A 21,923-nucleotide genomic window follows, 5' to 3' on the forward strand; every position below is an offset into this window, starting at 1 on the left:
ATCTCAAAATTTGGCTAGGGCAAAGAAGTTAGGTGGGAGATGAACTGCCCGTTAATGCCCGATTGGTTCAACTAATAATCAGTGGGTATGGACACTTCCCACTGATTAAAGCTTCACTTTATATAGGGGGATTAAAAAATGAGTTATGAAAAAGTATGGGCTAACAATGAAAAATTAAATCAGACTGAGAAAAATAAATTAAAAAAAGATGGATTGGAAATCTTTAATGATATTCCTTACTATGCAGAAAATGGCTTCGAATCTATTCCGAAAGAAGAGTGGGACGCATTCAAATGGGCAGGGTTATATTTACAAAGACCGAAAGAAGCTGGATATTTTATGATGCGTGTAAATATTCCTTCAGGGATTATTACGAATGCACAGGCAGAAGTGCTTGCTTCTATCGCTGAGGATTATGGGCGTGACGTAATAGATATTACGACAAGACAGGCGATTCAGTTTCATTGGTTAGAAATTCATCAAATTCCAGATATTTTTAAAAGATTAGCAAGAGTTGGGTTATCTTCAGCGGGGGCGTGTGGTGATATAACGCGTAATATTACAGGGAATCCACTTGCTGGTATTGATGCAAATGAACTGTTTGATACAACGGGTATTGTGAAAGAGGTATATGATTATTTCCAACATAATGAAGAGTTTTCTAACTTACCGCGTAAATTTAAAATGTCTATTAGTTCTAACATTTATAATTCAGCAAACGCAGAGATTAACTGTGTTGCATTTACACCTGCTACGAAAGAAATAGATGGTGAGAAAAAAGTTGGTTTTCATATAAAAGTAGGCGGTGGATTATCAGCTCGTCCATATTTAGCTGATGAATTAGATGTATTCGTTTTACCAGAAGAAGTGAAGGGGGTAGCAATTGCGATTGCTACGATATTCCGTGATTTTGGATACCGCGAAAAACGTCATTTAGCCCGTTTGAAATTTCTAGTTGCAGAATGGGGAGCAGAGAAATTTAAAGAAAAACTAATAGAGTATATAGGACCATTGCAAAGTAAAGGAGAAAGTGCTCTCAAAGGATGGAATGCGGGATACTTTTATGGTGTTCAAGATCAAAAACAAGATGGACTAAAATATGTAGGTTTTAATGTGCCGGTAGGACGTCTACATGCAGAAGAAATGTTTGAGATTGCAAGAATTGCTAAGCAGTATGGAAATGGACAGATTCGTACATGTAATTCGCAAAACTTCATTATTCCGAATGTTCCGCCAGAAAATGTGACGGGTTTACTAAATGAGCCGTTGTTTGAAGCCATATCAGCAAGTCCAAAATCGTTTATTGGTCATGCAGTTTCCTGCACCGGTATTGAATATTGCAATCTTGCTTTAGTAGAAACGAAAGAAAGATTGCGAAAAATTGCCGAATACTTAGATACACAAATTGCACTCGATGTTCCGGTTCGTATTCATATGGTAGGGTGCCCGAATTCATGTGGTCAACGTCAAATTGCTGACATTGGATTACAAGGGGTGAAAATGAAAACGAAGGAAAAAGGAATTGTTGAAGCATTTGAAATATATGTAGGGGGAACGCTGTTAGATGGTGGTGCTTATAACCAAAAGTTAAAAGGGAAAATAGATGGCGAGGATCTACCTGATGTACTTGCATCATTTATAGGCTATTTCAAAGAGAATAAATTACCAGCTGAAACGTTTTATGATTTTGTCGGCCGTGTTGGTATAGAGACATTACAAATAGCGTTAAATACTGTGTTAGAAGAAGTAATAGCGTCTTAGGAGGGACAATATGGATTTATATCGATTTGAAGCTGTGTTAGTAAATAGTATTGTTCCGATTGTTGTTGTTGCTCAAAGTGAAGAACAGGCATTTAAGCTCGCGGAGATAGAGCTTGAAAAGCATTTTTTACCGTTACCAGAAGTAAAGGAGATTTCCCTATTTGAAAAAAAGAAGATTCGAAAAGGTGCAGCATTTGTTATTCATGAGTAGGGAAAAGGTAATACGAAATAATGAAAACTTCCATTCGTATATAAGGATGGAAGTTTCACTTTAATAGTAGAAATGAGGAGAGATGATGGGGAAGGTTTATATCGTTGGTGCAGGTCCTGGTGATCCAGAGTTAATTACTGTGAAAGGGTTGAAATGTATTGAGAAGGCAGACGTTATTTTATACGACCGTCTCGTGAATAAAGAGTTACTTTCATACGCAAAGCCTGAAGCAGATTTAATTTATTGCGGAAAACTACCAAATTATCACACGATGAAGCAAGAGACGATTAACACGTTTCTTATTAAATATGCGAAAAAGGGAAAAGTTGTAACGAGACTTAAGGGCGGCGATCCATTTGTATTTGGTAGAGGAGGAGAAGAAGCTGAAGCGTTAGCAAAGCAAGGTGTACCATTTGAAATCGTTCCTGGTATTTCAGCTGGAATAGCTGCTCCTGCTTATGCTGGCATTCCAGTGACACATCGTGATGCAAGTGCAAGTTTTGCTATTGTGACAGGGCATAGGAAAGAAGGTGCTGAAGAAGAAGTGAAGTGGGAAAATTTAGCGAAAGGTGTAGAGACTTTAGCTGTATATATGGGGGTTAGCAATTTACCCTACATAAGTGAACAACTGATGAAGCATGGAAAAGACAAAAGTACACCTGCTGCTATTATTGAACGGGGAACGACATCAATGCAGCGCACAGTTGTTGGGACGTTAGGAACAATTGTGGATGTTGCAAAAAAAGAACAAATTCAAAATCCGAGCATGATTGTAATTGGAGAAGTGGTCCGTTTTAGAGAAAAAATTCATTGGTTTGAGAAACAGACAGAAAGTACCTATCAAGTAAGTGGAGTGTTATAAAATGAAAGCCATCTTATATATATGCCATGGAAGTCGTTTGAAAGCAGCTAAAGAAGAAGCGGTTGCATTTATTACGTCATGCATGAACCGTGTAGAGGCAAGTATTCAAGAAGTTTGTTTTTTAGAGTTAGCGAGTCCAACGATTGATGAAGGGTTCCGTACATGTGTGAAGCGTGGTGCTACAGAGATTATTGTTATTCCAGTTTTTTTATTAGCGGCAGGTCATGTGAAAAAAGATATACCGTTTGAATTGGAAAAGTTAAATAATCAATTTTCGAATGTTAAAGTGACCTACGATAACCCGTTTGGTGTATCAGAAACACTTGTGAAATCGGTGTATAGCGGAAGTGGCATTGAACAGGAAGATAAGAATGAAGTGACGCTACTTCTCGTTGCAAGAGGGAGTAGTGATCCTGAAGTATTAAGAGATATAAACTGGATTGCTTCTTTATTTCAACATGAAGAGAAAATTAAAAAAGTAGAGGTTTGTTATTTAGCGGCTGCCGAGCCGAAATTTGAGGAGAAGTTAAAGGAAGTTGTTGAACGAAAAGAAAAGAATATCGTTGTACTGCCTTACTTATTATTTACAGGTTTACTTATGAAACATATTGAAAAAGAAGTGCGCCAATATGAGTTGGATGAGATAAAAATAAGTCCGTATTTAGGAAAGAATGAAGCATTTCAATATATGTTAATTCAGAAAACGAAGAAATTATTGAAGGGAGATCAATATGTATCCACTTACAGTGCGAGTTGAGAAGAAACGTGTTGTTGTCATTGGTGGAGGAAAAGTCGCGGGATTCAAAATTATTCCTTTACTAAAACAAGGTGCGGATATAGTTGTGATAAGTCCTGAATTGGATGCGAATTTAGTGAAACTAGTGGAAGAAAAGCAAATTCGTTGGTATCAAAGGGATTATGAAAAAAGTGATATTCAAGGTGCTTTTTTAGTTGTTGCAGCGAGTAGTGATGCCTTATTAAATGAACAAATTGCTGAAGATAGCACAGAGAATCAATTAGTAAATGTTATTACGAACCCGGAAAGTGGCAATGTTCATTTTCCGGCGGCGATTCATCGTGGATTATTGAATGTGGCTGTTTCTACTGGAGGAGCAAGTCCGAAACTGGCAAAAAAAATTCGTGATGATATCGCAAATAAATATGATGAGGCGTATGGATCGTATCTTGATTTTTTATACGAAGTTAGAATAAAAGTGAAAGAATTACAAATAGAGAAAAGAGAGAGAAATATATTGTTGCAAGAAGTATTAAAGTCGATATATGTTCAAAATGAACAAAAAAGAGAATTGTTTTTACAAGAATTAGAGAGAAGAGTTCATATAGGATAATGAATAAATTGTACTTTACAACTATAAAAATATAATTTATAATCACAAGTAACTTCAATAAATGAAATCGATGAGCAAGAAGAGTATGTATATTTGATACGTTCAGAGAGCTGGGGGAAGGTGTGAGCCCGGTACGATAAAATATACAGAATGGGCTTGCGAGAGGTATGTTGAACATTGTAGTAGGCAACCCGGGTTCCGCCGTTAAAAGGATAGAGTATCGGAATTTTCCTGTACTTGAACAAGTGGGATTTATCAATCCAATTGAGGTGGTACCACGGTATTTACATTACATATATCGTCCTCTACATGCATATTTGCGTGTAGGGGACTTTTTTATTTTCTAAAGGAGGTGTGCGAGTATGAAATGAAAGTGTATAATTAACAAAAGTTTAAATATTCAGAAAAGGAGAATTTATGATGAAAGAAACACAGCAATGGACGTCGAAAATAGGCTTTGTACTCGCAGCAGCCGGAGCCGCAGTAGGTCTTGGTGCCATATGGAAATTTCCGTATGTTGCAGGTAATGGTGGGGGAGGCGCATTCTTCCTTGTATTTTTACTATTAACTTTATTTATAGGTATGCCTCTTCTAATAGCGGAATTTGTCATTGGACGTAGCACCCAAAAAGAGGCAGTTACAGCTTATAAAGTACTAGTACCAAATAGTAAATTATATCCTTGGATTGGTCGTATGGGAGTTGTAACTTGTTTTAGTGTACTCTCTTTTTATAGTGTTGTAGGTGGATGGATTTTATTGTACTTATACTATAGTGTTACAGGAAGCTTTTGGAATGGTGTTGTTGATTATGGAAAATTATTTGGTGAAACGATTTCAAATCCAGTAAGTGCGATTGGAGCGCAATTTATCTTTATGCTTTGTACTATTTTTGTAGTAAGTAAAGGTGTAGAGAAGGGAATAGAAAAGGCAAGTAAGTATATGATGCCGCTATTATTTATTTTGTTTATTGCAATCATTATTCGTGCGTTAACACTCGATGGTGCTTTTGCTGGGGTAGAGTTCTTCTTAAAACCAGATTTTTCAAAGCTGACAGCAGATACGATTTTATACGCGATGGGACAATCGTTCTTCTCACTAACAGTAGGTGCCTCAGTAATGGTCACGTATAGTTCGTACTTGAAGAAAGAAGAACATTTAGCTAAATCAGCAACATCTATTGTAAGTTTAACTGTTTTTATTACAGTACTTGCAGGATTAGCAATTTTCCCGGCGATTTTCGCATTAGGCGTTAAGCCGACTGAAGGACCAGGACTACTGTTTATCGTCCTTCCAGCAGTATTTGCGAAAATACCATTTGGACAATTTTTCTTCATTATGTTTTTAGTTTTATTTTTCTTTGCAACTTTAACATCTGCGATTTCCATGCTTGAAATTGTAGTAGCATCTGTTGCGAAAGATAATGAGAAAAAGCGTCCGTCAGCATCATTATTAATTGGTATTCTTATTTTTGCAGTTGGAATCCCGTCAGCATTATCGTTTGGAATTATGAGTGATGTGAAAATATTTGGTAAGACATTTTTTGATTTCGTTGATTTTTCGGTAAGTAATGTATTACTGCCGCTCGGAGTACTAGCCATTTCGCTATTCGTACCAAATAAAATGAGTAAAGAAATGTTAATGAAAGAATTAGAAGTTACGGAAACGAAAGGGAAAACATTATTTAATATTTGGTTCTTCTTGCTTCGTTATGTTATTCCAGTAACGGTAATTATTGTATTTTTAAATGCGATAGGCGTATTTAAAATGTTTGCATAATAAAAAGACGGAGATTTCTCCGTCTTTTTATTATGTTGTAGGTGTATTCACTAAACGATTATACGCTTTATAGGCTGTGACGACTGCAATGAATGATCCGATTAAAAATAATGCTGAGCCGCCAAATGTAAATAACCGGCCAATGTAAGTTTCTCTAGCTTCTTCTATTTTCTGTTGTAATTGTGTATTCATATGATTCACCTCGTAAAATATAGGCATTTAGTTGTAGTCTATGTGGAATGCCTATATTGTGTGAAAAGTAAAGAAAAAACTCGGTGTGCACCGAGTTTTTTTCTATAATCCGATATAAGGAGATGGATCCACTGCGTTTGTCTTACCGACATTCCATTCTCCAAGGTGAAGTTCGAAGTGTAAATGCTGCCCGTATGATTGTCCAGTATTTCCCATGAATCCAAGTTGAGTGCCTTGTTTTACAGTTTGTCCATTTGATACAGAACGGCTACTCATATGAGCATATACTGTCGTATATGTTTTTCCGTTTATACGGTGAGATAAGTACACAACGTTTCCGTAACTAGATGATAATTCTGAGCGAATAACAACACCATCAGCAGCGGCAATAATTGGAACGGTTCCTGAGGCTGCGATATCGATTCCTTTATGGTTATCTATAGAGCGCACGCCAAACCCAGAAGTTTTTGATCCAGCTGCTGGCTTAATAAACCCACCAATATTTGTATCGTGTGGTGTTGGAGCTGCTTGAGCTGTTTGAGCAGATGTAGTAGCTTGTTTACGAGCTTCTTCCGCCTTGCGAGCTTCTTCAGCTTGACGAGCCTCTTCGGCACGTTTTTCTTCTTCAATTGCTTTTTGAACAGCTTGACGCTGATTTTCTAAAATGCCTTTAGATTCTTCTAATCCTTCAATCTCTGAATCTACTTTTGCTACTTTCGTATGTAGATCGCTAATAAAGGTTTGCTGCTGTTGTTGGTTATTTTGTAATTCTTGCTGTTTTTGTTCTAATTTTTGCTCGGATTCTTTCAGTTGTTGTTCTTTTTTCTCAACAGCCTCTTTTTCTTTCGCCACAGCATTTTGGTCAGTTGTTTGTTTTTTCACAATATCTGTATCATTGTTTAAAATTAAACTTACAGAGTACATATTATCAACAAGATCAGCAATGTTTGTAGAATTTGTTAATACCTCTGTAATGATGTTTGTACGAGGTTTTTCTTGCATAGATTGTAAACGTTGTTTAATAACTTCCTGACGCGTATCTATGTTTGTTTGTAATTGCTCTATATGTTTCTTTTTTTCAGTAATTATTTGTTGTGTTTTACTAATTTCTTTTTTTGTATCGTTTAATTCAGCTTCGTTTTTATTAATAGAAGTAGTTAAGTCATCAATTTTCTTTTGTAATTCTTGAATTTCTTTTTCTATTTGTTCTTTCTCAGCTGATTTATTTTGTAAGTCATTTTGTTTTCCTTCTAATTCAGATTGAATATTAGATAATTTATCTTGATTCGTTTCAGCGTATACGGGTGAAAGTAACGGAGAAACAAAAAGTGTTCCTGCTGCTAAAACACTAAACGCTGCAAATTTCTTTTTCATGGTTGTCTGGCTCCTTTCCCTATGAATGTTATATATCATAAGAAGAAGAGTGTCTATCGTTGTAACCATAATGTAAAGAAAATTTTATAAAGTTGCTAAGTTTTGTCGGAATTTATCATTTTTCAACAGTAGTTGTAATGGTAATTTTATTTTTTTAGTTTGTGCAACAAAGTTGTATTCTAGATTTTATCTGTAAAATAAAGGGAAACAATCGTGATTTTATATATTGAAATTCAAGTTGAAAACCCACTAAAATACTAGTGAGGAATCGTTCTCATGTTAGGTTTTCTGACATGGGTTTTATTTTTGTCAAGAAAATTATTTGTGTTCAGGAAAAGTTATTTTGTTGTCAGATTTAATTTTTTGATTTATGATTTTTAACAGGGACAAAATGTAGTGAATTGTCGAATAATATGTAATACTCTTAATTTCAAGTTTTATAGATATAGAATGAGAGGTAGAGTGACACATCAAAGAGGGGGTTACAACAAATATGAAAAGAATAGGACTTGCATGGCAAATTTTAATTGGACTTGCCCTAGGTATCGCGGTGGGGGCAATTTTTTATGGCGATAGCACAGTTGTAGGGTACCTAAAACCAATTGGTGATATTTTTATCCGATTAATTAAAATGATCGTTGTGCCGATTGTTGTAGCAAGTATTGTTGTTGGAGTTGCTGGTGTTGGCGATGTTAAAAAACTAGGCCGATTAGGCGGGAAAACAATTCTTTATTTTGAAATTATTACAACAATTGCAATTGTTGTTGGTCTACTGGTAGCGAATATTTTCCAACCAGGAAAAGGCGTGAATATGGATCAATTAACAAAGACTGATATTTCTAAATATGCAGAAACAACAGCTCAAGTACAAAGTCATTCGTTTGCAGATACATTTGTGAATATCGTTCCAACGAATATTATGAAATCATTGGTTGAGGGCGATATGCTTGCGATTATCTTCTTCTCTGTACTATTTGGTTTAGGAGTTGCGGCGATTGGTGAAAGAGGAAGACCGGTTCTTCAATTTTTCCAAGGTGTAGCAGATGCGATGTTTTACGTGACTAACCAAGTTATGAAATTTGCACCGTTTGGTGTATTCGCATTAATTGGTGTAACAGTTTCGACGTTCGGTTTATCTTCATTAATTCCATTAGGGAAATTAGTCATAGTTGTATATGGTGCGATGATTTTCTTCGTTGTAGTCATACTAGGACTTACAGCGAAAATATTTGGAATTAACATTTTCCAATTCTTTAAGATTTTAAAAGACGAACTGATCTTAGCATACTCTACAGCAAGTTCAGAAACAGTTTTACCGAAAATCATGGAGAAAATGGAGAAGTTCGGTTGTCCGAAGGCAATTACATCTTTCGTTATTCCGACAGGTTATTCATTTAACTTAGATGGATCAACTTTATATCAAGCAATTGCAGCTATTTTCTTAGCGCAAATGTACGGTATTGATTTATCCATTACACAACAAATTACATTATTACTAGTATTAATGGTTACATCAAAAGGTATTGCGGGTGTACCGGGCGTATCATTCGTTGTATTATTAGCGACACTTGGTACAGTAGGTATTCCAGCTGAAGGTTTAGCCTTCATCGCTGGTATTGACCGTATTTTAGATATGGCTCGTACAGCAGTTAACGTTGTAGGTAACTCTTTAGCAGCTGTAGTTATGTCTAAGTGGGAAGGTCAATATGACGCTGAAAAAGGACAAGCTTATTTGAAAGAGATTTCTGAAAAAGGTCAAGCAGCTTAATTATAATTTGAACAAGCTCTCACATAATATGTGGGGGCTTTTCTATATAGAAGGGGAGCGGACGTAATGAAACGTAAATATGGTGACGGTTCTTCGTGGAAGCGACTAATAGAGAAGGATTATACGGTTAAGCAAGTGGAAGAAGGAATGCTAGGAATATTAGAAATAAAAAAGGTAAGAGAACCTAGTTGTAAAGAATATGATGGTAAAGAACTTTATATCGCAGGGAATCAATATACGTGGATTCAATATTTCATAGACGGGAAAAACTTTGCGATTACAGCTATGTTAGATGATCAGAAAAAATTAGTGCAATATTATATCGATGTGGCGAAAGAATATGAAATAGATGAACGTGGTTTACCGTATTTTGATGATTTATATTTAGATGTAGTGTTATTACCGAACGGTAAGATGTATATATTGGATGAAGATGAGCTAGAGGATGCTTATAAAAGTGGCGATGTTACAAAAGAAGAGTATGAGTTAGCTTGGTACACTACGAAATGGATAATAGATGCAATAAAAAATAGCGAATTTTATTGGATTTCAATATTGGAAGAAGAAATCAAAAAGTTAAAATGATTGTTGTATTCAAATTTTTGTATAATTACCAAAAAAATCTATACAAAAAATAATTGACTTTTGTTTTGTAAGCGAGTAAAGTTAGGGAAGAAATTATTATTAAAAAATAAATATGAAACCTTCTTATAAAGAGAGGCGGAGGGACTGGCCCTACGATGCCTCGGCAGCGGACTCGATTTCAGAGTGCTGTGCCAAATCCAGCAAGCATGTGCTTGAAAGATGAGAAGAGCGTTCCTTATAGATGTATAAGACCTCTTCTCATTGGAAGAGGTCTTTTGTTATTCATTAGAAAAAGGTTGAAACTAGGGAGAGATGGTACTTTGAAAGAAACGAGAGGAAATGGTTTGGCTTTATTACCACTTGGGATATTTTTGGCGCTATTTATTGGTTCTGGAATTATTACAGGTGATTTCTATAAATTGCCGATACTTGTAGCAATTTCAATTGCTGTAGGAGTCGCTTTAGCAATGAATCGTAAAGAAAATTTTAATGTAAAAGTAGAACGATTCGCTAAAGGTGCAGGGAACCCGGATATTATGATTATGGTTTTAATTTTTGTACTGGCAGGAGCATTTTCTGAAACGGCAAAAGGGATGGGCGGCGTTGATTCTACAGTTAACTTAGCGTTATCCATTTTACCGCAAGGATTTATCGTAGCCGGAATTTTTGTTATAGGGGCATTTATTTCATTAGCAATGGGAACTTCAATGGGAACAATTGCTGCATTAGCACCAATTGCTGTAGGTATTAGTGGGCAAACTGATATCTCCATTGCACTTACGATGGCTACCGTTGTTGGCGGAGCGATGTTTGGTGATAATTTATCATTTATTTCAGATACAACAATCGCAGCTGTGCGCTCACAAGGAACAGAAATGAAAGATAAGTTTAAAACGAACTTTTTAATTGTATTACCGGCAGCTATTATTACAATTGTACTATTAGTAATCATTACTTTAGGGAGCGATACGCAGATTAAAGCGCATAGCTTTGACTGGATAAAGATTTTACCGTATGCAGGAGTACTTATTACAGCATTACTTGGTTGGAATGTACTTATTGTGTTAACTGGTGGAACTGTACTATCTGGCGTTATCGGTCTTTTAGATGGGAGTTACACATTAGAGAGTTTCTTTAAAAGTGTAACGGCTGGAATGGGCGGTATGATGGAGTTAGTATTACTTGCTATTTTAATTGGCGGTATGGTCGAACTGATTCAATATAATGGTGGCATTCAATATTTAATGAATATTTTAACGCGTAACATTCGTTCAAAAAAAGGAGCAGAGTTCGGTATCGCTGGCTTAGTGAGTATGACGAATATGTGTACAGCAAATAATACGATTTCTATTATTTTTACAGGCCCGCTTGCGAAAAACATTGCAGATCAATATGAAATTGATCCTCGTAAATCAGCGAGTGTATTAGATCTTTTCTCATGCTGTGTGCAAGGATTAATTCCGTATGGTGCGCAAATGTTAACGGCAGCAGGATTTGCGGCGTTATCTCCGATTGAATTGTTACCATATGCGTTTTATCCGATCTTAGTTGGAGTATGTGGAATTATTTCTATATTAATTGGTTTCCCGAGGTTTTCTAAAGTAGCGGGAAAGAAAGAGTATCATAAAACAGCATAATTTAAAATGAAGTTTATGAATAGTAACGAAAGCCGTATAGAGAATGTTCTCTGTACGGCTTTTTATGTGCGATAAAAGAGTGAATCATCCTATCCCTACCGCATATTTTTACAAAAGGCTGAATGCAACTCAGTCTTAAGTCTGAGTCGAAAACGGTTCTTAAGCTCGTTATGGAAAAGTGAAAAAATAGTTAAGATAAGAGTATCAAATCGAAGGGAGGCAAGCACAAGATGAAACAATTTCTAGCGTTTATCGCGGCTGGTATTTTAGCTTTAATTGCTCTTGGCAGTCTTGCTGGTATTATAGGATTCGCAATTGGAGCAGGAGTTGTGTACTGGAGCTATAAATCATTTGTGCGAGCACAATCATTTTTTGGAAAGTTAGCTTGGGGTATTGTTGGTTTGATCGGCTTGTCCATCGCCCTTTCTCATTCCCCAGCATTAATCGGTATCGCAGCATTAGTAGTTTTATACTACGGATACCGTGAGTGGAAAAAAGAAAAAAATGTAGTTGTTGATTCTGCACCAGAAAGTTCTAAACCATATAGCAACTTTGAAGATGAGTGGAACAAGTTAATGAAAAACTAATAAAAAATTAATAAAAACCAAATTAAATTGATAAAGTAGAAGAGAGGAAGATTATAATGAAACAATCTTTATTCGGACGTGTACGCGAGGCAATTTTAGCAGATTTTCATAATGTGTTAGATGAGAAAGAAAGAAAAAATCCAATCGCGATGTTAAACCAATATTTACGCGATAGTGAGCGTGAAATAACAAAAATTGAGAAGTTAATTGAGCGCCACAAAACATTAAAATCTAATTTCGCTCGTGAGCTTGAGCAAGCACGTTATTTCGTTAATAAAAGATCAAAGCAAGCGATCGTCGCTCAAGAAGTAGGCGAATTACAACTACATGAGCGTGCGTTACAAGAAGTAGCGTATTATGAAGGGCAAGTAACTCGATTAGAAGAAATGTATGCAGGTGTTGTAGATCAAATTGATGAGTTAGAGCGTCGTCTTGCTGAGATGAAAAATAAATTAAAAGAAATGCACGCAAAACGTATGGAATTAATGGCACGTGAAAATATGGCACATGCAAATCGTCGTATGAATACAGCGATGCATAAAATGGATGAAAATAATCCGTTCTTACGCTTTGAAGAAATTGAAGATCATATTCGCGACTTAGAATCTCGTATAAATGAGGAGCATGAACGTGACACATTTGATATGAAGATTGCAAAGCTTGAGCGTGAAATGAAAGAGAAGAATGATGTATCGTTAACGAAAGAGTTAACAAAATAATAGTAGTATATTATAAAACAGGCTTATGATATAGTGATAGGAGAAAAGGTGTTGGAAAGCAATGCCTTTTCTTCTATGTATATGTAACAAGAAGGGGGGAGCTGAAATGAAGAAACAATTTTCAAAAACACAATTAATGGGGATGCTCCTCATCATATTTGGATTCGGTCTTTTTCTTGATATGATACTTGGACATTTTGAACCAGGTGGTCTCATTTTTGCATTTATTATGCTTATGTTTGGAAGGCATTATCGTAAGAAGAATCGTTATGTAAGGGGAAATGTCTTTTTATTTGTTGGTGGTATCGTATTTTTATTCTTCTTATTTTCATCAGCAGCATTTGTTCTTGTCGTCTTTGCTTGTTTAGCTTTAATTGGTTATCAATTGATTCAACAAGGACATCAGAAAAAAGCAATGAAGGTTGAAATTAAAGAAAAAGGATATATAGATGAAGAGAAGCAAATTTATCGTACAGAACCATATTTAAAAAACATGTTTGTAGGTAATGTGCGAATGATGGATCATATTTATGAACTTGAGGATATTAATGTTCAATATGGTGCTTGTGATGTGGAAATAGATTTAACAACTGCTATGATTCCAGAAGGAGAAACGGTAATTGTTATCCGAGGTATCGTTGGTAATATTCGTTTATACGTGCCATATGATATTGAGCTGTCTTTAAATCATTCTGTTATTGTCGGACGTGTGCTCCTGCCAGGACATGAAGAGACAGGATTTAATCGTAATGTTACATTTAGAACAGAGCAGTATAAAGAAGCTCCTCGTCGTATTAAAATTATTTCTTCGCTTGTCGTAGGCGATACGGAAGTGAGGAAAGTATAATGAAGAAACAAAAAAATATTTCGTGGATGTATATTCGTTATTCTATGTTGTCTTCTGTTAGTATCGCACTCATTTGTACAATTGTATATGTATGGAAAAGCGAGCAACAAGTGTATGATTTATTATGGAAGGAATCCATCGCTTCTGTTCCAATTGGCTTGTTTATTATGACTACAAGTTTACTTATCGGGGGAATTGTAGGGTATGCAATCGGTTACTATATAGAGCAGCGTATACAAGGATTAAATACTTTTCTATTTGAAGTGGAGCGAGGGAATTTTCCGAGCGATGTTTCGTTTACTGCAGATGATGAATTTCATGAAGTAGAACGAAAAGTAATCGGTCTTGCTCGTCGATTAGAGGAGCAAGCTGGACTCTTTCAAAAAGTAACGAATGAACGAGCTCATTGGAATGAAGAGATGAGACAAGAAGCGATATCCCAAGAAAGGCATCGATTGGCGAGGGAGCTGCATGATTCTGTAAGTCAGCAGCTTTTTGCAATGTCGATGATGATGTCGGCTATTAATGAACAAGTAGCTGAAATTCCAGAAACGACAAACAAGCAGTTGCAGCTCGTTGAAAATATGGTTGTAAATGCGCAATCAGAAATGAGAGCATTGCTTCTTCATTTACGGCCTGTACAATTAGAAGGTAAGAAACTGACACAAGGTATAGAGGAATTATTGACGGAATTATCGCGAAAGCAACATATGAAAATTGAATGGCTAATCGAGCCAATAGAATTGAAAAAAGGTGTAGAAGATCATTTATTTCGTATTGTGCAAGAAGCTTTATCCAATACTTTACGACATGCGAAAGCGAAGAAAACGGAAGTACGTCTTCGGAAAATTGATCAATATGCAATTCTAAAAATTATTGATGATGGCGTTGGATTTGAAGTCGGAGTGAATAAGGCTGGTTCATATGGTTTAAGATCAATGCAAGAGCGTGTTCATGAAATTGGTGGGACATTAAAAGTACTTAGTTTCCCCGCTAAAGGGACGCAAATAGAAGTAAAAGTACCGATTATGATTGAGAGAGGGGGAGAATCATGATAAAAGTGTTACTTGTCGATGATCATGAAATGGTTCGAATGGGTGTATCAGCATATTTATCAACGCAGCCAGATATCGAAGTAGTTGGAGAAGCTGAAAATGGAAGAAAAGGTTCAGAGTTAGCACTGCAATTAAGACCAGATATTATTTTGATGGACCTTGTCATGGATGAGATGGATGGGGTTGAAGCAACACGTGCTATTATTCAGGAATGGCCAGAAGCGAAAATTGTAGTTGTAACGAGCTTTTTAGATGATGAGAAATTGTACCCTGTTATTGAGGCTGGAGCTACAAGTTATTTATTAAAAACATCAAGAGCAAGTGATATAGCAGACGCTGTACGAGCTACTTATGATGGAGAAACGGTATTAGAGCCAAAAGTTACTGGTAAAATGATGTCTCGTATGCGTCAGAAGAAAGAACAACCTTTGCATGAGGAGTTAACAGAAAGAGAGTCTGAAATTTTGTTATTAATTGCAGAGGGGAAAAGTAATCAAGAGATTGCAGATGAATTGTTTATTGCCCTCAAAACAGTAAAGACACATGTGAGTAATATTTTAAATAAGCTAAATGTAAGTGACCGGACACAGGCAGTTATTTATGCGTTTAGACATCAATTGACGAAATGATAAAGTGAAACTTTAATCAGTGGGGGGCTATTCCACTGATTATTAGTTTACGCCAAATCTTTTTATTGACGTTAATAAATGTAAGCGTTATCATTGGGTTGTTAACAATACATACAAAGGGGAGAGAGCGTATGTTAGTTCAAACGATATTTGGCATGGATAAGTCTAAAAAATTAGGGGATTATGTGAACGCATTACAAGCGCTTTGTGAACAATATAATGTTGAAACAGATAAAATTGCAATTGTTGAGGCGACAGAAGAGTACTATTTATTTTTAGTAAAGCAAGAAGATTGCTACGATGTTGTCAAAGTAGAAACAGTGGATACAAATATCGAATATTATACGAAAGCATATAAAATAAGCAGTTTTAATCATACTGCTTATCAAAAGTAAAAAACTCCCTTTCGGGAGTTTTTTAGGATGCTTTTACTTCGCGGGAATCGGTTATTAAGGGAACTTTTTTCGCACCGCTTAACTTAGCGATTGTAAGGCCGATAATAGCCCCGGATAATGCTGGTATTAGCCAGCCAATTCCTTCATTATATAAAGGGATAAATTCAAAATATGGTGTGATAAATGAAACTGAAATGCCACCTTGTTTTAATCCGTCAAATACGCTTACGATTGCTGCTCCAATTAAAGCACCTACATAAACAGAGCGATATCCACCGAAATATTTATGAAGTAACGATAGTAGAACGAGCACAATTGCAACTGGATATACAACAAGTAGAATTGGAACAGAGATGGCAATAATTTTCGTTAAACCTAAGTTGGCAACTAATAATCCTAATGCACAAATGATACTCGCGAATATTTTGTATGAAAATTTAGTCAATAATGTTGAGAAATATTGACTACACGCAGATACAAGTCCAACACAAGTTGTTAGACAAGCGAGTGTAACGATTAGAGATAATAGAAGTAAACCGTATGGACCGAATAATTGCTGTACGATAACAGTAAGTAATTGTCCGCCATTTTGTGCATATCCGAGCGAGACGCTAGTTGCACCGAGCCAGCCAAGTGCACCATATACAAGTACGAGACCAGTAGCGGCAATAAGTCCTGCTTTCGCTGTTGCGATGGCAATGGATTTACGATCTTTCACACCTTTAGAGCGAATGGCATTTACAACGATAATTCCAAATGCAAGCGCAGAAATGGTATCCATCGTTAAGTATCCTTCCATAAAGCCTTTGAAGATTGGAGAAGTTTGATACTCTTGCATTGCTGGTCCTGATTGCCCGAGTGGTGTAAATACACTTTTAACAAATAGTAAGAGAATAGAGAGTAATAAAATAGGTGTTAAAATATTTCCGATGCGATCGACAAGTTTAGATGGATTTAAACTAAGCCAAAATACGATAGCGAAGAAGACGACTGTGTATAAAAATAGTGCTAGGTTACTAGAACGAATTGTTTCTGGTAAGAAAGAACTAACACCCATTTCATAAGCGACATTTGCAACGCGTGGAATTCCCATAGAAGGACCGATTGCGATGTATACAACTACAGTAAAGAAAATTCCGAATAATGGGTGAACATGACTTGCGAGTTGTTGCATGCCGTTTCCTGATAAAGAAATTGCAATAACAGTTAATAATGGTAAACCGACTCCTGTTAGTAAAAATCCAATCATTGCCGGCCAAAAGTTTTCACCTGCATTTTGTCCAAGCATGGGAGGGAAAATTAAATTACCTGCCCCAAAAAATAAAGAAAATAGCATAAGACCCGTGAAAAAAATATGTTTTTTTGATACAGTGTTCATTGTTTTTCCTCCTTTTTTAAATTCATTTGTAAGAACACAAAAAACTCGTCCCTAAAGAAAGGGACGAGTTATATTTACCCGCGATACCACCCTAATTTATACATGTAGAAATGAGTCTATATGTATACGGCTTTACAACGTACAACATGATACGTGTTCCTTGTAACGGGGGACAGCCGGTAAGAACTTACTGTAACATTCGGTTCTACTTCTCGGAGATGATTTTCGGTTACGCACTGAACGTTGGCTTTCAGCAAATCGCCAACTCTCTGGGGGACAGTCCTATAACGTACTCGTTCTCGTCAATGAATTTTTATTCAAGTATTCTGACAGTATTGTCACATGTTTTTTTTTGAAAGTCAACATTTTTTTGAAAGATATATTTATATATGGAGATATCGAATGTGATATTCGTTATTGTAAAGGGAATGGTGAATTGTAAAACGGGAGTAAAAATTTGTAGAGAATTGTAAAACTTATAGAGAAAGTTGATATTTATAGGAGTAAAGAAGGTATTGTTTGAATTTACAGAGAATAATACAACAATCCACTTGCTGGAAAGAACAAACCAAAAGAGGTGACTGGAATGCTTGCGATGGGAGTATTATTTGGCATTATTGCTATAATTGGTTTTATGTGGTTATATTATTCGCGTTCGTTTAAACAAGCAGAAGTTTTACTCTTTCAAAAAGGTAGTTTGTTGACAAATCAGTCTAGATATTTAGTATGTCCGAAGTGTGGAAGTGCACAGGCCAGAAGTGGAGGATATCAAGAGTGTTGCAAAATTAGATTATGAAAGAAGGAAGCCTCACATTATGTTGTGAGGCTTCCTTCCTTACAATTTCATGGCGCTCCAAATTGTCCACCGATCTCTTTCGATAATAGGAGAGATACTTTGTAATGCGGTCTGGATCTGTTGTAGAAGTTGAGAAAGTTCATGATCTGTTAATTCATATAGAATGGATCGACCTGTTCGAGGTGATAAATCTTGTAGCAATGCTTCTACAGAATCATGTATTTTTCGTACTTCCCATTGTGTTTGAGAGGGGAACACGTGAAGAAAATGTTTTTGTAATTCTTGCTGTATCGTGGTGGTTTTTGGCCGCCTTTTTGATTCTATTTCAATGAGTTTTGGAAAGGTAGAGAAAAAATATCCACGAATGTGTTCGGGGCTTCCAGGAATTGTACAATCTTCAATAGTTCGGTCTTGTACAATAAGTACACCGTTTTTCTTTAATATACGAGAAGCTTCACGTAGAAATGTAGGAATGTCTTGTAAATGATGAATCACTGCGCGCGAAATAACAATGTCGAATGTATCATTAGGATATGGGACGCTATGTGCATCACCGTGAATGAATGAAATATTTGGAAAGCCGCTACAATTTTCTTTTGCAGCTTGTAATATTTCTTTTGAAAAATCAAGTCCAATGACATTTTTGGCCCCCATAAGAGCAAGTTCTTTCGTATAAATCCCGCCACCACAGCCGATATCAATTATTTGCTTGTTTTGTACATTTGTAATACTTTTTATCATTTCTCCCCAAGAAATATGGGCGTTTCGCTGTGCGTATGTGTATTTATTATTTGCATCGTGAAAATTAATGGACATGAAAAAGACCTCCTTTCAATACTTAGTATAGCGTATTTTATAGTGTGTCACGTTTTTGTTTTTTATATGAAGAGTATAAGAATTTCTTATTGTAAAAGGAGGATTAAGTTGAAAAGGAAATATGTATTGTTGTTATTTGCTATGTTACTAGCGTCTTGTGGTCAAGTAGAGCAAAAAAAAGAAACAAAAAAAGTGGAAGAGACGGTGAATGAAGTGAAAGAAACGATAGGGGTAACCGTTATACAAAAAAAACATAAAGAGAAAAAGTTACAGGAATCAGAAGCTAAGTTAGTAATAGACATTATAGATAAAACGGAAAAACAAGAAGTAACAGGTAGTTTTGGTGAACCGGAATATGAAATACAAATTAATAGGGGTGGAAAAAAAGAAACATATTATGCATGGCTAAGAGGAGAAGACAGAAGAGGATGGATACAATATAAAAAAGCTATGTATATGCTGAATAAAAAAGATACAGAAAAGCTTTTGGCTATATTTCCAAATGTTTTAGAACAAAAAGAAGATGAGATGCAGGTAGGTCCTTTAACGGAAGTAACAAAAAAAGATTTGCAGATTACTGCGTTTCATATTAAAGCAGGCGATCAAAAAGTGAATTATACGGTGCGGTATACGATTTCACAATCACTATACAACAAGTTAGAGAAGGAACAAGAGTATTATTTACAAGTCGTTTTCCCAGAAAAAGTTCAAAAATTAATTGGAGCAAAAGAGAGTGAAAAAATTTCAGGTGAAAAGGTAAAGGAAGGGTATAAACAATATGAATTGCATGCTACTGTTCCGGTAAAAGATGCTTCAGAATCACAATTAAAGTCATTAGAAACATATTATGAAAATTATGATTTGAAAATATTAAATAGCAAAAAAGAAAAAATAGGTGTTTTTCAAAATATCATTCAAATTGTTAAAGAGTATGGTGAAAAAATGGATTTACAAAGATAAAATGAAACTTTAATTAGCCCTTACGGATCGGGATGAAGGTAATTAGTAAAGTTTATATGGCCTTTCCTAGGAAATGATAATAGAGAGGGGGAAAAACCCCCTCTCTATTACTTTGCTTTTGCAGATGGCTCATTCATTGATTTTCGTGTAATAAGAAAAGAAATCATAAGAGCGGAAAGGATGACAAGGGCAATAAATACGTGATTGGGCAACAAATCTAATAATAATACGTAACTAACGGTATAAAAAATAAGAGTTGAAGCTAAAAACGATAGAGCGCCTATTATGAGAGATTGTAAATTCATTTGCAAACACCTCCTTATATTTATATTTATATTTTTGGCTAAAAATGGATTAAATAAACATTATTTCTAACGATAGAAAAAAATATGTCATAATAGAGAAAAGAATAGTTTTGATGAATAAATATGATTCATTAATGAGAGATAAAGGAGAGGAATATGAAAAATAATAAAAAAGGATTATGGGGAATTATTGTTGCAATAGGGCTATTTTTACTTTCTAAGTTAAAGTGGGTATTTGCAATTTTTAAACTAGCAAAGTTTTCAACGGTATTTAGTATGTTTCTATCACTTGGTGCATACGCGGTTATATATGGTTGGAAATTTGGGGTAGCGCTCATTTATTTGTTGTTTATTCATGAAATGGGCCATTTATGGGCTGCGAAAAAAAAAGGTATACCAACATCGCCAGCAATATTTATTCCATTTATGGGCGCTCTTATTGGGATGAAAGAGATGCCGAAAAATGCAAAAGATGAAGCTTACATCGCCTTCATGGGACCTCTTTTCGGATTGTTGTCATTTTTACCTGCGATTCCACTTTATATAATAACGAAAGAGCCATTTTGGGCATTAATTATTTTACTTGGAAGTATGATTAACTTCTTTAACTTGATTCCGGTTTCTCCATTAGATGGTGGACGAATTATCTCAGTTGTAAGTACAAAGATTTGGGGAGCGGGTCTTATTGTATTGCTCGGTTATGCCATTTACTTTAAAAGTATTTTGGGAGGATTTATTTTTATTATCGGCTGTATGGAATTATATAGAGTAATAAAGAGAGATGAGCCAATTAAGGAATTAGGATATAGAATTGATGGAATGAAAGAATATGTTGCAAGACTTGAAGAGGAGTTAAAAGAAACAGGTGCGGTGCATCGAAATATATATATGATGCAACATGAAATAAATATATTAAGGCAAAAAGAAAGAGAGAAAGAATTAAAAGTAGGAGAACTTCAAAAGATTGAAGTGTTAGAGCATCTTTTACCAAAGTTTGAGCCGCTTGATTACGTTCCATATGAAGATGAAAAAGAAACGCATACAATTCATATAAGAGAAGCATTTGAAATGTCAGAAAGAAAATTACAGGAATGGGAGACAGAAAAGAGACAACAGGAAAACTATTATAAAGTTGATATGAAAACAAAATGGACAGTCTTTGCTTGTTATATCGGATTAATGGCTATACTCGGTTACACAGCTTATGAAGGGTACATTGTTTTACAAGAACATTTACCAACGAGAAATGTATAGAAAAATATTGTCGAAATGATAGGAAGAATTTATACAGGAATTATATTTCTACGAGAGAATGTTACAAGTATAGTCATACATTGTAATATCTTTAGTAGAGAAGGAGTTCTGTATATGAAGAAATTGTTAATTGTATTCGGGATTATTATCGTAATGATCATTGCGAGCTATAGTCTTATGAAATTGCTATTACATTATGCGAATAAGCCTGCTGAGGTAAGTACAATAGCTCAAATAGAAGATGTGCAAGAAGAGACAAAAGTGCTAGATTTTATTCGTATGACGCATGAAAGTTATAATAATTTCTTAAATTACGGTAAAGCAGAGAATTATACAGAAGGGGACTGGAACCAATTTAAACAATGGTTTCAACAACAAGAATCATCTTTAAAAAATATACATACAGAAATAAAGAATGAAAAAATAAAACGTGATGTAAATAGAAGCTATGAAATTGTAAAAAAAGGTGTGGAACTTCAAAATATTGAGTATGTAGTTTATGCACATCGTGTATACCATGACTTAGATATTATAGTAAATAAATATAGAGGTGAAACGAACATCTGGGGGTATACAGAGTTTGGAGATGGAAAAGATATAAGGGTAATTGAACAAGCTATACAGTCCAAATAATAAGCTAGCTAGAATTCTAGTTGGCTTATTTTCT

General features: G+C 35.4%; 24 protein-coding genes, 1 riboswitch and 2 other annotated features. Of the genes, 19 read left to right on the forward strand and 5 right to left on the reverse strand.

All coding sequences use genetic code 11. The features are described 5' to 3' along the window. The first annotated feature begins 138 nt into the window (after positions 1–138). From DN394_RS11325 to DN394_RS11350, 6 genes are all read left to right on the forward strand, one after another. On the forward strand, positions 139–1,761 hold the full coding sequence (locus tag DN394_RS11325) for a nitrite/sulfite reductase (protein ID WP_097993836.1): 1,623 nt from the start codon (positions 139–141) through the stop codon (positions 1,759–1,761). A gap of 10 nt (positions 1,762–1,771) precedes the next feature. Continuing rightward, entirely contained in the window at positions 1,772–1,972 is a 201-nt protein-coding gene (locus DN394_RS11330) for a DUF3906 family protein (RefSeq protein WP_000366913.1), read from the forward strand. Between the two features lie 85 nt (positions 1,973–2,057). Next, entirely contained in the window at positions 2,058–2,834 is a 777-nt protein-coding gene (cobA, locus tag DN394_RS11335; RefSeq protein WP_000521292.1) for a uroporphyrinogen-III C-methyltransferase, read from the forward strand. 1 nt (position 2,835) lies between these two features. Next, complete coding sequence (locus tag DN394_RS11340; RefSeq protein ID WP_097917504.1) at positions 2,836–3,591, forward strand: sirohydrochlorin chelatase; 756 nt, start codon at positions 2,836–2,838, stop codon at positions 3,589–3,591. After that, a complete protein-coding gene (locus DN394_RS11345; protein ID WP_149293793.1) occupies positions 3,566–4,183 on the forward strand; it encodes an NAD(P)-binding protein in 618 nt (205 codons plus the stop codon). Before DN394_RS11340 ends, DN394_RS11345 begins: the two co-directional genes overlap by 26 nt. A gap of 61 nt (positions 4,184–4,244) precedes the next feature. Beyond that, positions 4,245–4,492: a binding site (T-box leader), on the forward strand. Positions 4,493–4,603: 111 nt separating this feature from the next. Beyond that, positions 4,604–5,959: a sodium-dependent transporter gene (locus tag DN394_RS11350; protein WP_046958187.1), complete on the forward strand. Its 1,356-nt coding sequence runs from the start codon at positions 4,604–4,606 to the stop codon at positions 5,957–5,959. A 30-nt stretch (positions 5,960–5,989) separates the two neighbouring features. Here DN394_RS11350 and DN394_RS28940 read toward each other — a convergent pair whose 3' ends face one another. Both DN394_RS28940 and DN394_RS11355 read right to left on the reverse strand, forming a co-directional pair. Next, positions 5,990–6,151 (reverse strand): hypothetical protein, encoded by a 162-nt coding sequence (locus tag DN394_RS28940; RefSeq protein WP_001096004.1) that lies wholly within the window; start codon positions 6,149–6,151, stop codon positions 5,990–5,992. 102 nt (positions 6,152–6,253) lie between these two features. Then, complete coding sequence (locus tag DN394_RS11355; protein WP_046955248.1) at positions 6,254–7,525, reverse strand: murein hydrolase activator EnvC family protein; 1,272 nt, start codon at positions 7,523–7,525, stop codon at positions 6,254–6,256. Between the two features lie 493 nt (positions 7,526–8,018). Here DN394_RS11355 and gltP point away from each other — a divergent pair, with 493 nt between their 5' ends. The 9 genes from gltP to DN394_RS11400 all read left to right on the forward strand — a co-directional run bounded on the left by gltP (position 8,019) and on the right by DN394_RS11400 (position 15,747). After that, positions 8,019–9,293, forward strand: a complete 1,275-nt coding sequence (gene gltP / locus DN394_RS11360) for a glutamate/aspartate:proton symporter GltP (protein WP_000821144.1) — start codon at positions 8,019–8,021, stop codon at positions 9,291–9,293. A gap of 66 nt (positions 9,294–9,359) precedes the next feature. Beyond that, complete coding sequence (locus DN394_RS11365) at positions 9,360–9,878, forward strand: ribonuclease FAU-1 family protein (RefSeq protein WP_149293794.1); 519 nt, start codon at positions 9,360–9,362, stop codon at positions 9,876–9,878. 120 nt (positions 9,879–9,998) lie between these two features. Continuing rightward, positions 9,999–10,104: riboswitch (SAM riboswitch) on the forward strand. A gap of 94 nt (positions 10,105–10,198) precedes the next feature. Next, positions 10,199–11,515 carry a Na+/H+ antiporter NhaC family protein gene (locus tag DN394_RS11370; RefSeq protein ID WP_149293795.1) on the forward strand — a complete coding sequence of 439 codons (1,317 nt, stop codon included), beginning with the start codon at positions 10,199–10,201 and terminating at the stop codon, positions 11,513–11,515. A gap of 230 nt (positions 11,516–11,745) precedes the next feature. Further along, positions 11,746–12,102: a lmo0954 family membrane protein gene (locus tag DN394_RS11375; protein ID WP_000808634.1), complete on the forward strand. Its 357-nt coding sequence runs from the start codon at positions 11,746–11,748 to the stop codon at positions 12,100–12,102. Between the two features lie 56 nt (positions 12,103–12,158). Beyond that, positions 12,159–12,821 carry a PspA/IM30 family protein gene (locus DN394_RS11380; protein ID WP_098705359.1) on the forward strand — a complete coding sequence of 221 codons (663 nt, stop codon included), beginning with the start codon at positions 12,159–12,161 and terminating at the stop codon, positions 12,819–12,821. Between the two features lie 106 nt (positions 12,822–12,927). Next, complete coding sequence (liaF, locus tag DN394_RS11385) at positions 12,928–13,668, forward strand: cell wall-active antibiotics response protein LiaF (protein WP_000743885.1); 741 nt, start codon at positions 12,928–12,930, stop codon at positions 13,666–13,668. Next, a complete protein-coding gene (locus DN394_RS11390) occupies positions 13,668–14,723 on the forward strand; it encodes a sensor histidine kinase (RefSeq protein WP_000744323.1) in 1,056 nt (351 codons plus the stop codon). Before liaF ends, DN394_RS11390 begins: the two co-directional genes overlap by 1 nt. Further along, positions 14,720–15,352: a response regulator gene (locus tag DN394_RS11395; RefSeq protein ID WP_000598709.1), complete on the forward strand. Its 633-nt coding sequence runs from the start codon at positions 14,720–14,722 to the stop codon at positions 15,350–15,352. The genes DN394_RS11390 and DN394_RS11395 overlap by 4 nt, the downstream gene beginning before the upstream one ends. Positions 15,353–15,408: 56 nt before the next feature. Beyond that, the gene (locus tag DN394_RS11400) at positions 15,409–15,747 is read left to right on the forward strand and encodes a DUF3922 domain-containing protein (RefSeq protein WP_149293796.1); all 339 of its coding nucleotides are present in this window, start codon (positions 15,409–15,411) and stop codon (positions 15,745–15,747) included. A 22-nt stretch (positions 15,748–15,769) separates the two neighbouring features. On the opposite strand, the gene brnQ3 is transcribed toward DN394_RS11400, so the two are convergent. Then, the gene (gene brnQ3, locus DN394_RS11405; RefSeq protein WP_097917500.1) at positions 15,770–17,125 is read right to left on the reverse strand and encodes a branched-chain amino acid transport system II carrier protein BrnQ3; all 1,356 of its coding nucleotides are present in this window, start codon (positions 17,123–17,125) and stop codon (positions 15,770–15,772) included. Positions 17,126–17,181: 56 nt separating this feature from the next. Further along, positions 17,182–17,440: a binding site (T-box leader), on the reverse strand. Between the two features lie 271 nt (positions 17,441–17,711). Here brnQ3 and DN394_RS11410 point away from each other — a divergent pair. Then, entirely contained in the window at positions 17,712–17,921 is a 210-nt protein-coding gene (locus tag DN394_RS11410; protein ID WP_000880630.1) for a hypothetical protein, read from the forward strand. Between the two features lie 39 nt (positions 17,922–17,960). On the opposite strand, the gene DN394_RS11415 is transcribed toward DN394_RS11410, so the two are convergent. Beyond that, positions 17,961–18,737, reverse strand: coding sequence for a class I SAM-dependent methyltransferase (locus tag DN394_RS11415; RefSeq protein WP_088083032.1), 777 nt, complete (start codon positions 18,735–18,737; stop codon positions 17,961–17,963). Positions 18,738–18,845: 108 nt separating this feature from the next. On the opposite strand from DN394_RS11415, the gene DN394_RS11420 reads away from it, so the two are divergent. After that, positions 18,846–19,697 carry a YhfM domain-containing protein gene (locus DN394_RS11420; protein ID WP_000824712.1) on the forward strand — a complete coding sequence of 284 codons (852 nt, stop codon included), beginning with the start codon at positions 18,846–18,848 and terminating at the stop codon, positions 19,695–19,697. A gap of 107 nt (positions 19,698–19,804) precedes the next feature. Here the strand turns inward: DN394_RS11420 and DN394_RS11425 are convergent, their stop codons facing one another. Beyond that, entirely contained in the window at positions 19,805–20,002 is a 198-nt protein-coding gene (locus DN394_RS11425) for a hypothetical protein (protein ID WP_001053356.1), read from the reverse strand. A gap of 156 nt (positions 20,003–20,158) precedes the next feature. Here DN394_RS11425 and DN394_RS11430 point away from each other — a divergent pair, with 156 nt between their 5' ends. After that, positions 20,159–21,256, forward strand: a complete 1,098-nt coding sequence (locus tag DN394_RS11430; RefSeq protein WP_046958183.1) for a site-2 protease family protein — start codon at positions 20,159–20,161, stop codon at positions 21,254–21,256. Between the two features lie 114 nt (positions 21,257–21,370). Beyond that, positions 21,371–21,889 carry a hypothetical protein gene (locus tag DN394_RS11435; protein ID WP_000734814.1) on the forward strand — a complete coding sequence of 173 codons (519 nt, stop codon included), beginning with the start codon at positions 21,371–21,373 and terminating at the stop codon, positions 21,887–21,889. Positions 21,890–21,923 lie beyond the last annotated feature (34 nt).

Source organism: Bacillus sp. BB081, from assembly GCF_008368895.1.
Classification (GTDB): domain Bacteria; phylum Bacillota; class Bacilli; order Bacillales; family Bacillaceae_G; genus Bacillus_A; species Bacillus_A wiedmannii.

Coding starts and splice junctions, on each gene's coding strand:
- DN394_RS11325 (WP_097993836.1), top strand. CDS start 139: ATGAGTTATGAAAAAGTATGGGCTAACAATGAAAAATTAAATCAGACT.
- DN394_RS11330 (WP_000366913.1), top strand. CDS start 1,772: ATGGATTTATATCGATTTGAAGCTGTGTTAGTAAATAGTATTGTTCCG.
- cobA (WP_000521292.1), top strand. CDS start 2,058: ATGGGGAAGGTTTATATCGTTGGTGCAGGTCCTGGTGATCCAGAGTTA.
- DN394_RS11340 (WP_097917504.1), top strand. CDS start 2,836: ATGAAAGCCATCTTATATATATGCCATGGAAGTCGTTTGAAAGCAGCT.
- DN394_RS11345 (WP_149293793.1), top strand. CDS start 3,566: ATGTATCCACTTACAGTGCGAGTTGAGAAGAAACGTGTTGTTGTCATT.
- DN394_RS11350 (WP_046958187.1), top strand. CDS start 4,604: ATGAAAGAAACACAGCAATGGACGTCGAAAATAGGCTTTGTACTCGCA.
- DN394_RS28940 (WP_001096004.1), bottom strand. CDS start 6,151: ATGAATACACAATTACAACAGAAAATAGAAGAAGCTAGAGAAACTTAC.
- DN394_RS11355 (WP_046955248.1), bottom strand. CDS start 7,525: ATGAAAAAGAAATTTGCAGCGTTTAGTGTTTTAGCAGCAGGAACACTT.
- gltP (WP_000821144.1), top strand. CDS start 8,019: ATGAAAAGAATAGGACTTGCATGGCAAATTTTAATTGGACTTGCCCTA.
- DN394_RS11365 (WP_149293794.1), top strand. CDS start 9,360: ATGAAACGTAAATATGGTGACGGTTCTTCGTGGAAGCGACTAATAGAG.
- DN394_RS11375 (WP_000808634.1), top strand. CDS start 11,746: ATGAAACAATTTCTAGCGTTTATCGCGGCTGGTATTTTAGCTTTAATT.
- DN394_RS11380 (WP_098705359.1), top strand. CDS start 12,159: ATGAAACAATCTTTATTCGGACGTGTACGCGAGGCAATTTTAGCAGAT.
- liaF (WP_000743885.1), top strand. CDS start 12,928: ATGAAGAAACAATTTTCAAAAACACAATTAATGGGGATGCTCCTCATC.
- DN394_RS11390 (WP_000744323.1), top strand. CDS start 13,668: ATGAAGAAACAAAAAAATATTTCGTGGATGTATATTCGTTATTCTATG.
- DN394_RS11395 (WP_000598709.1), top strand. CDS start 14,720: ATGATAAAAGTGTTACTTGTCGATGATCATGAAATGGTTCGAATGGGT.
- brnQ3 (WP_097917500.1), bottom strand. CDS start 17,125: ATGAACACTGTATCAAAAAAACATATTTTTTTCACGGGTCTTATGCTA.
- DN394_RS11410 (WP_000880630.1), top strand. CDS start 17,712: ATGCTTGCGATGGGAGTATTATTTGGCATTATTGCTATAATTGGTTTT.
- DN394_RS11415 (WP_088083032.1), bottom strand. CDS start 18,737: ATGTCCATTAATTTTCACGATGCAAATAATAAATACACATACGCACAG.
- DN394_RS11425 (WP_001053356.1), bottom strand. CDS start 20,002: ATGAATTTACAATCTCTCATAATAGGCGCTCTATCGTTTTTAGCTTCA.
- DN394_RS11430 (WP_046958183.1), top strand. CDS start 20,159: ATGAAAAATAATAAAAAAGGATTATGGGGAATTATTGTTGCAATAGGG.
- DN394_RS11435 (WP_000734814.1), top strand. CDS start 21,371: ATGAAGAAATTGTTAATTGTATTCGGGATTATTATCGTAATGATCATT.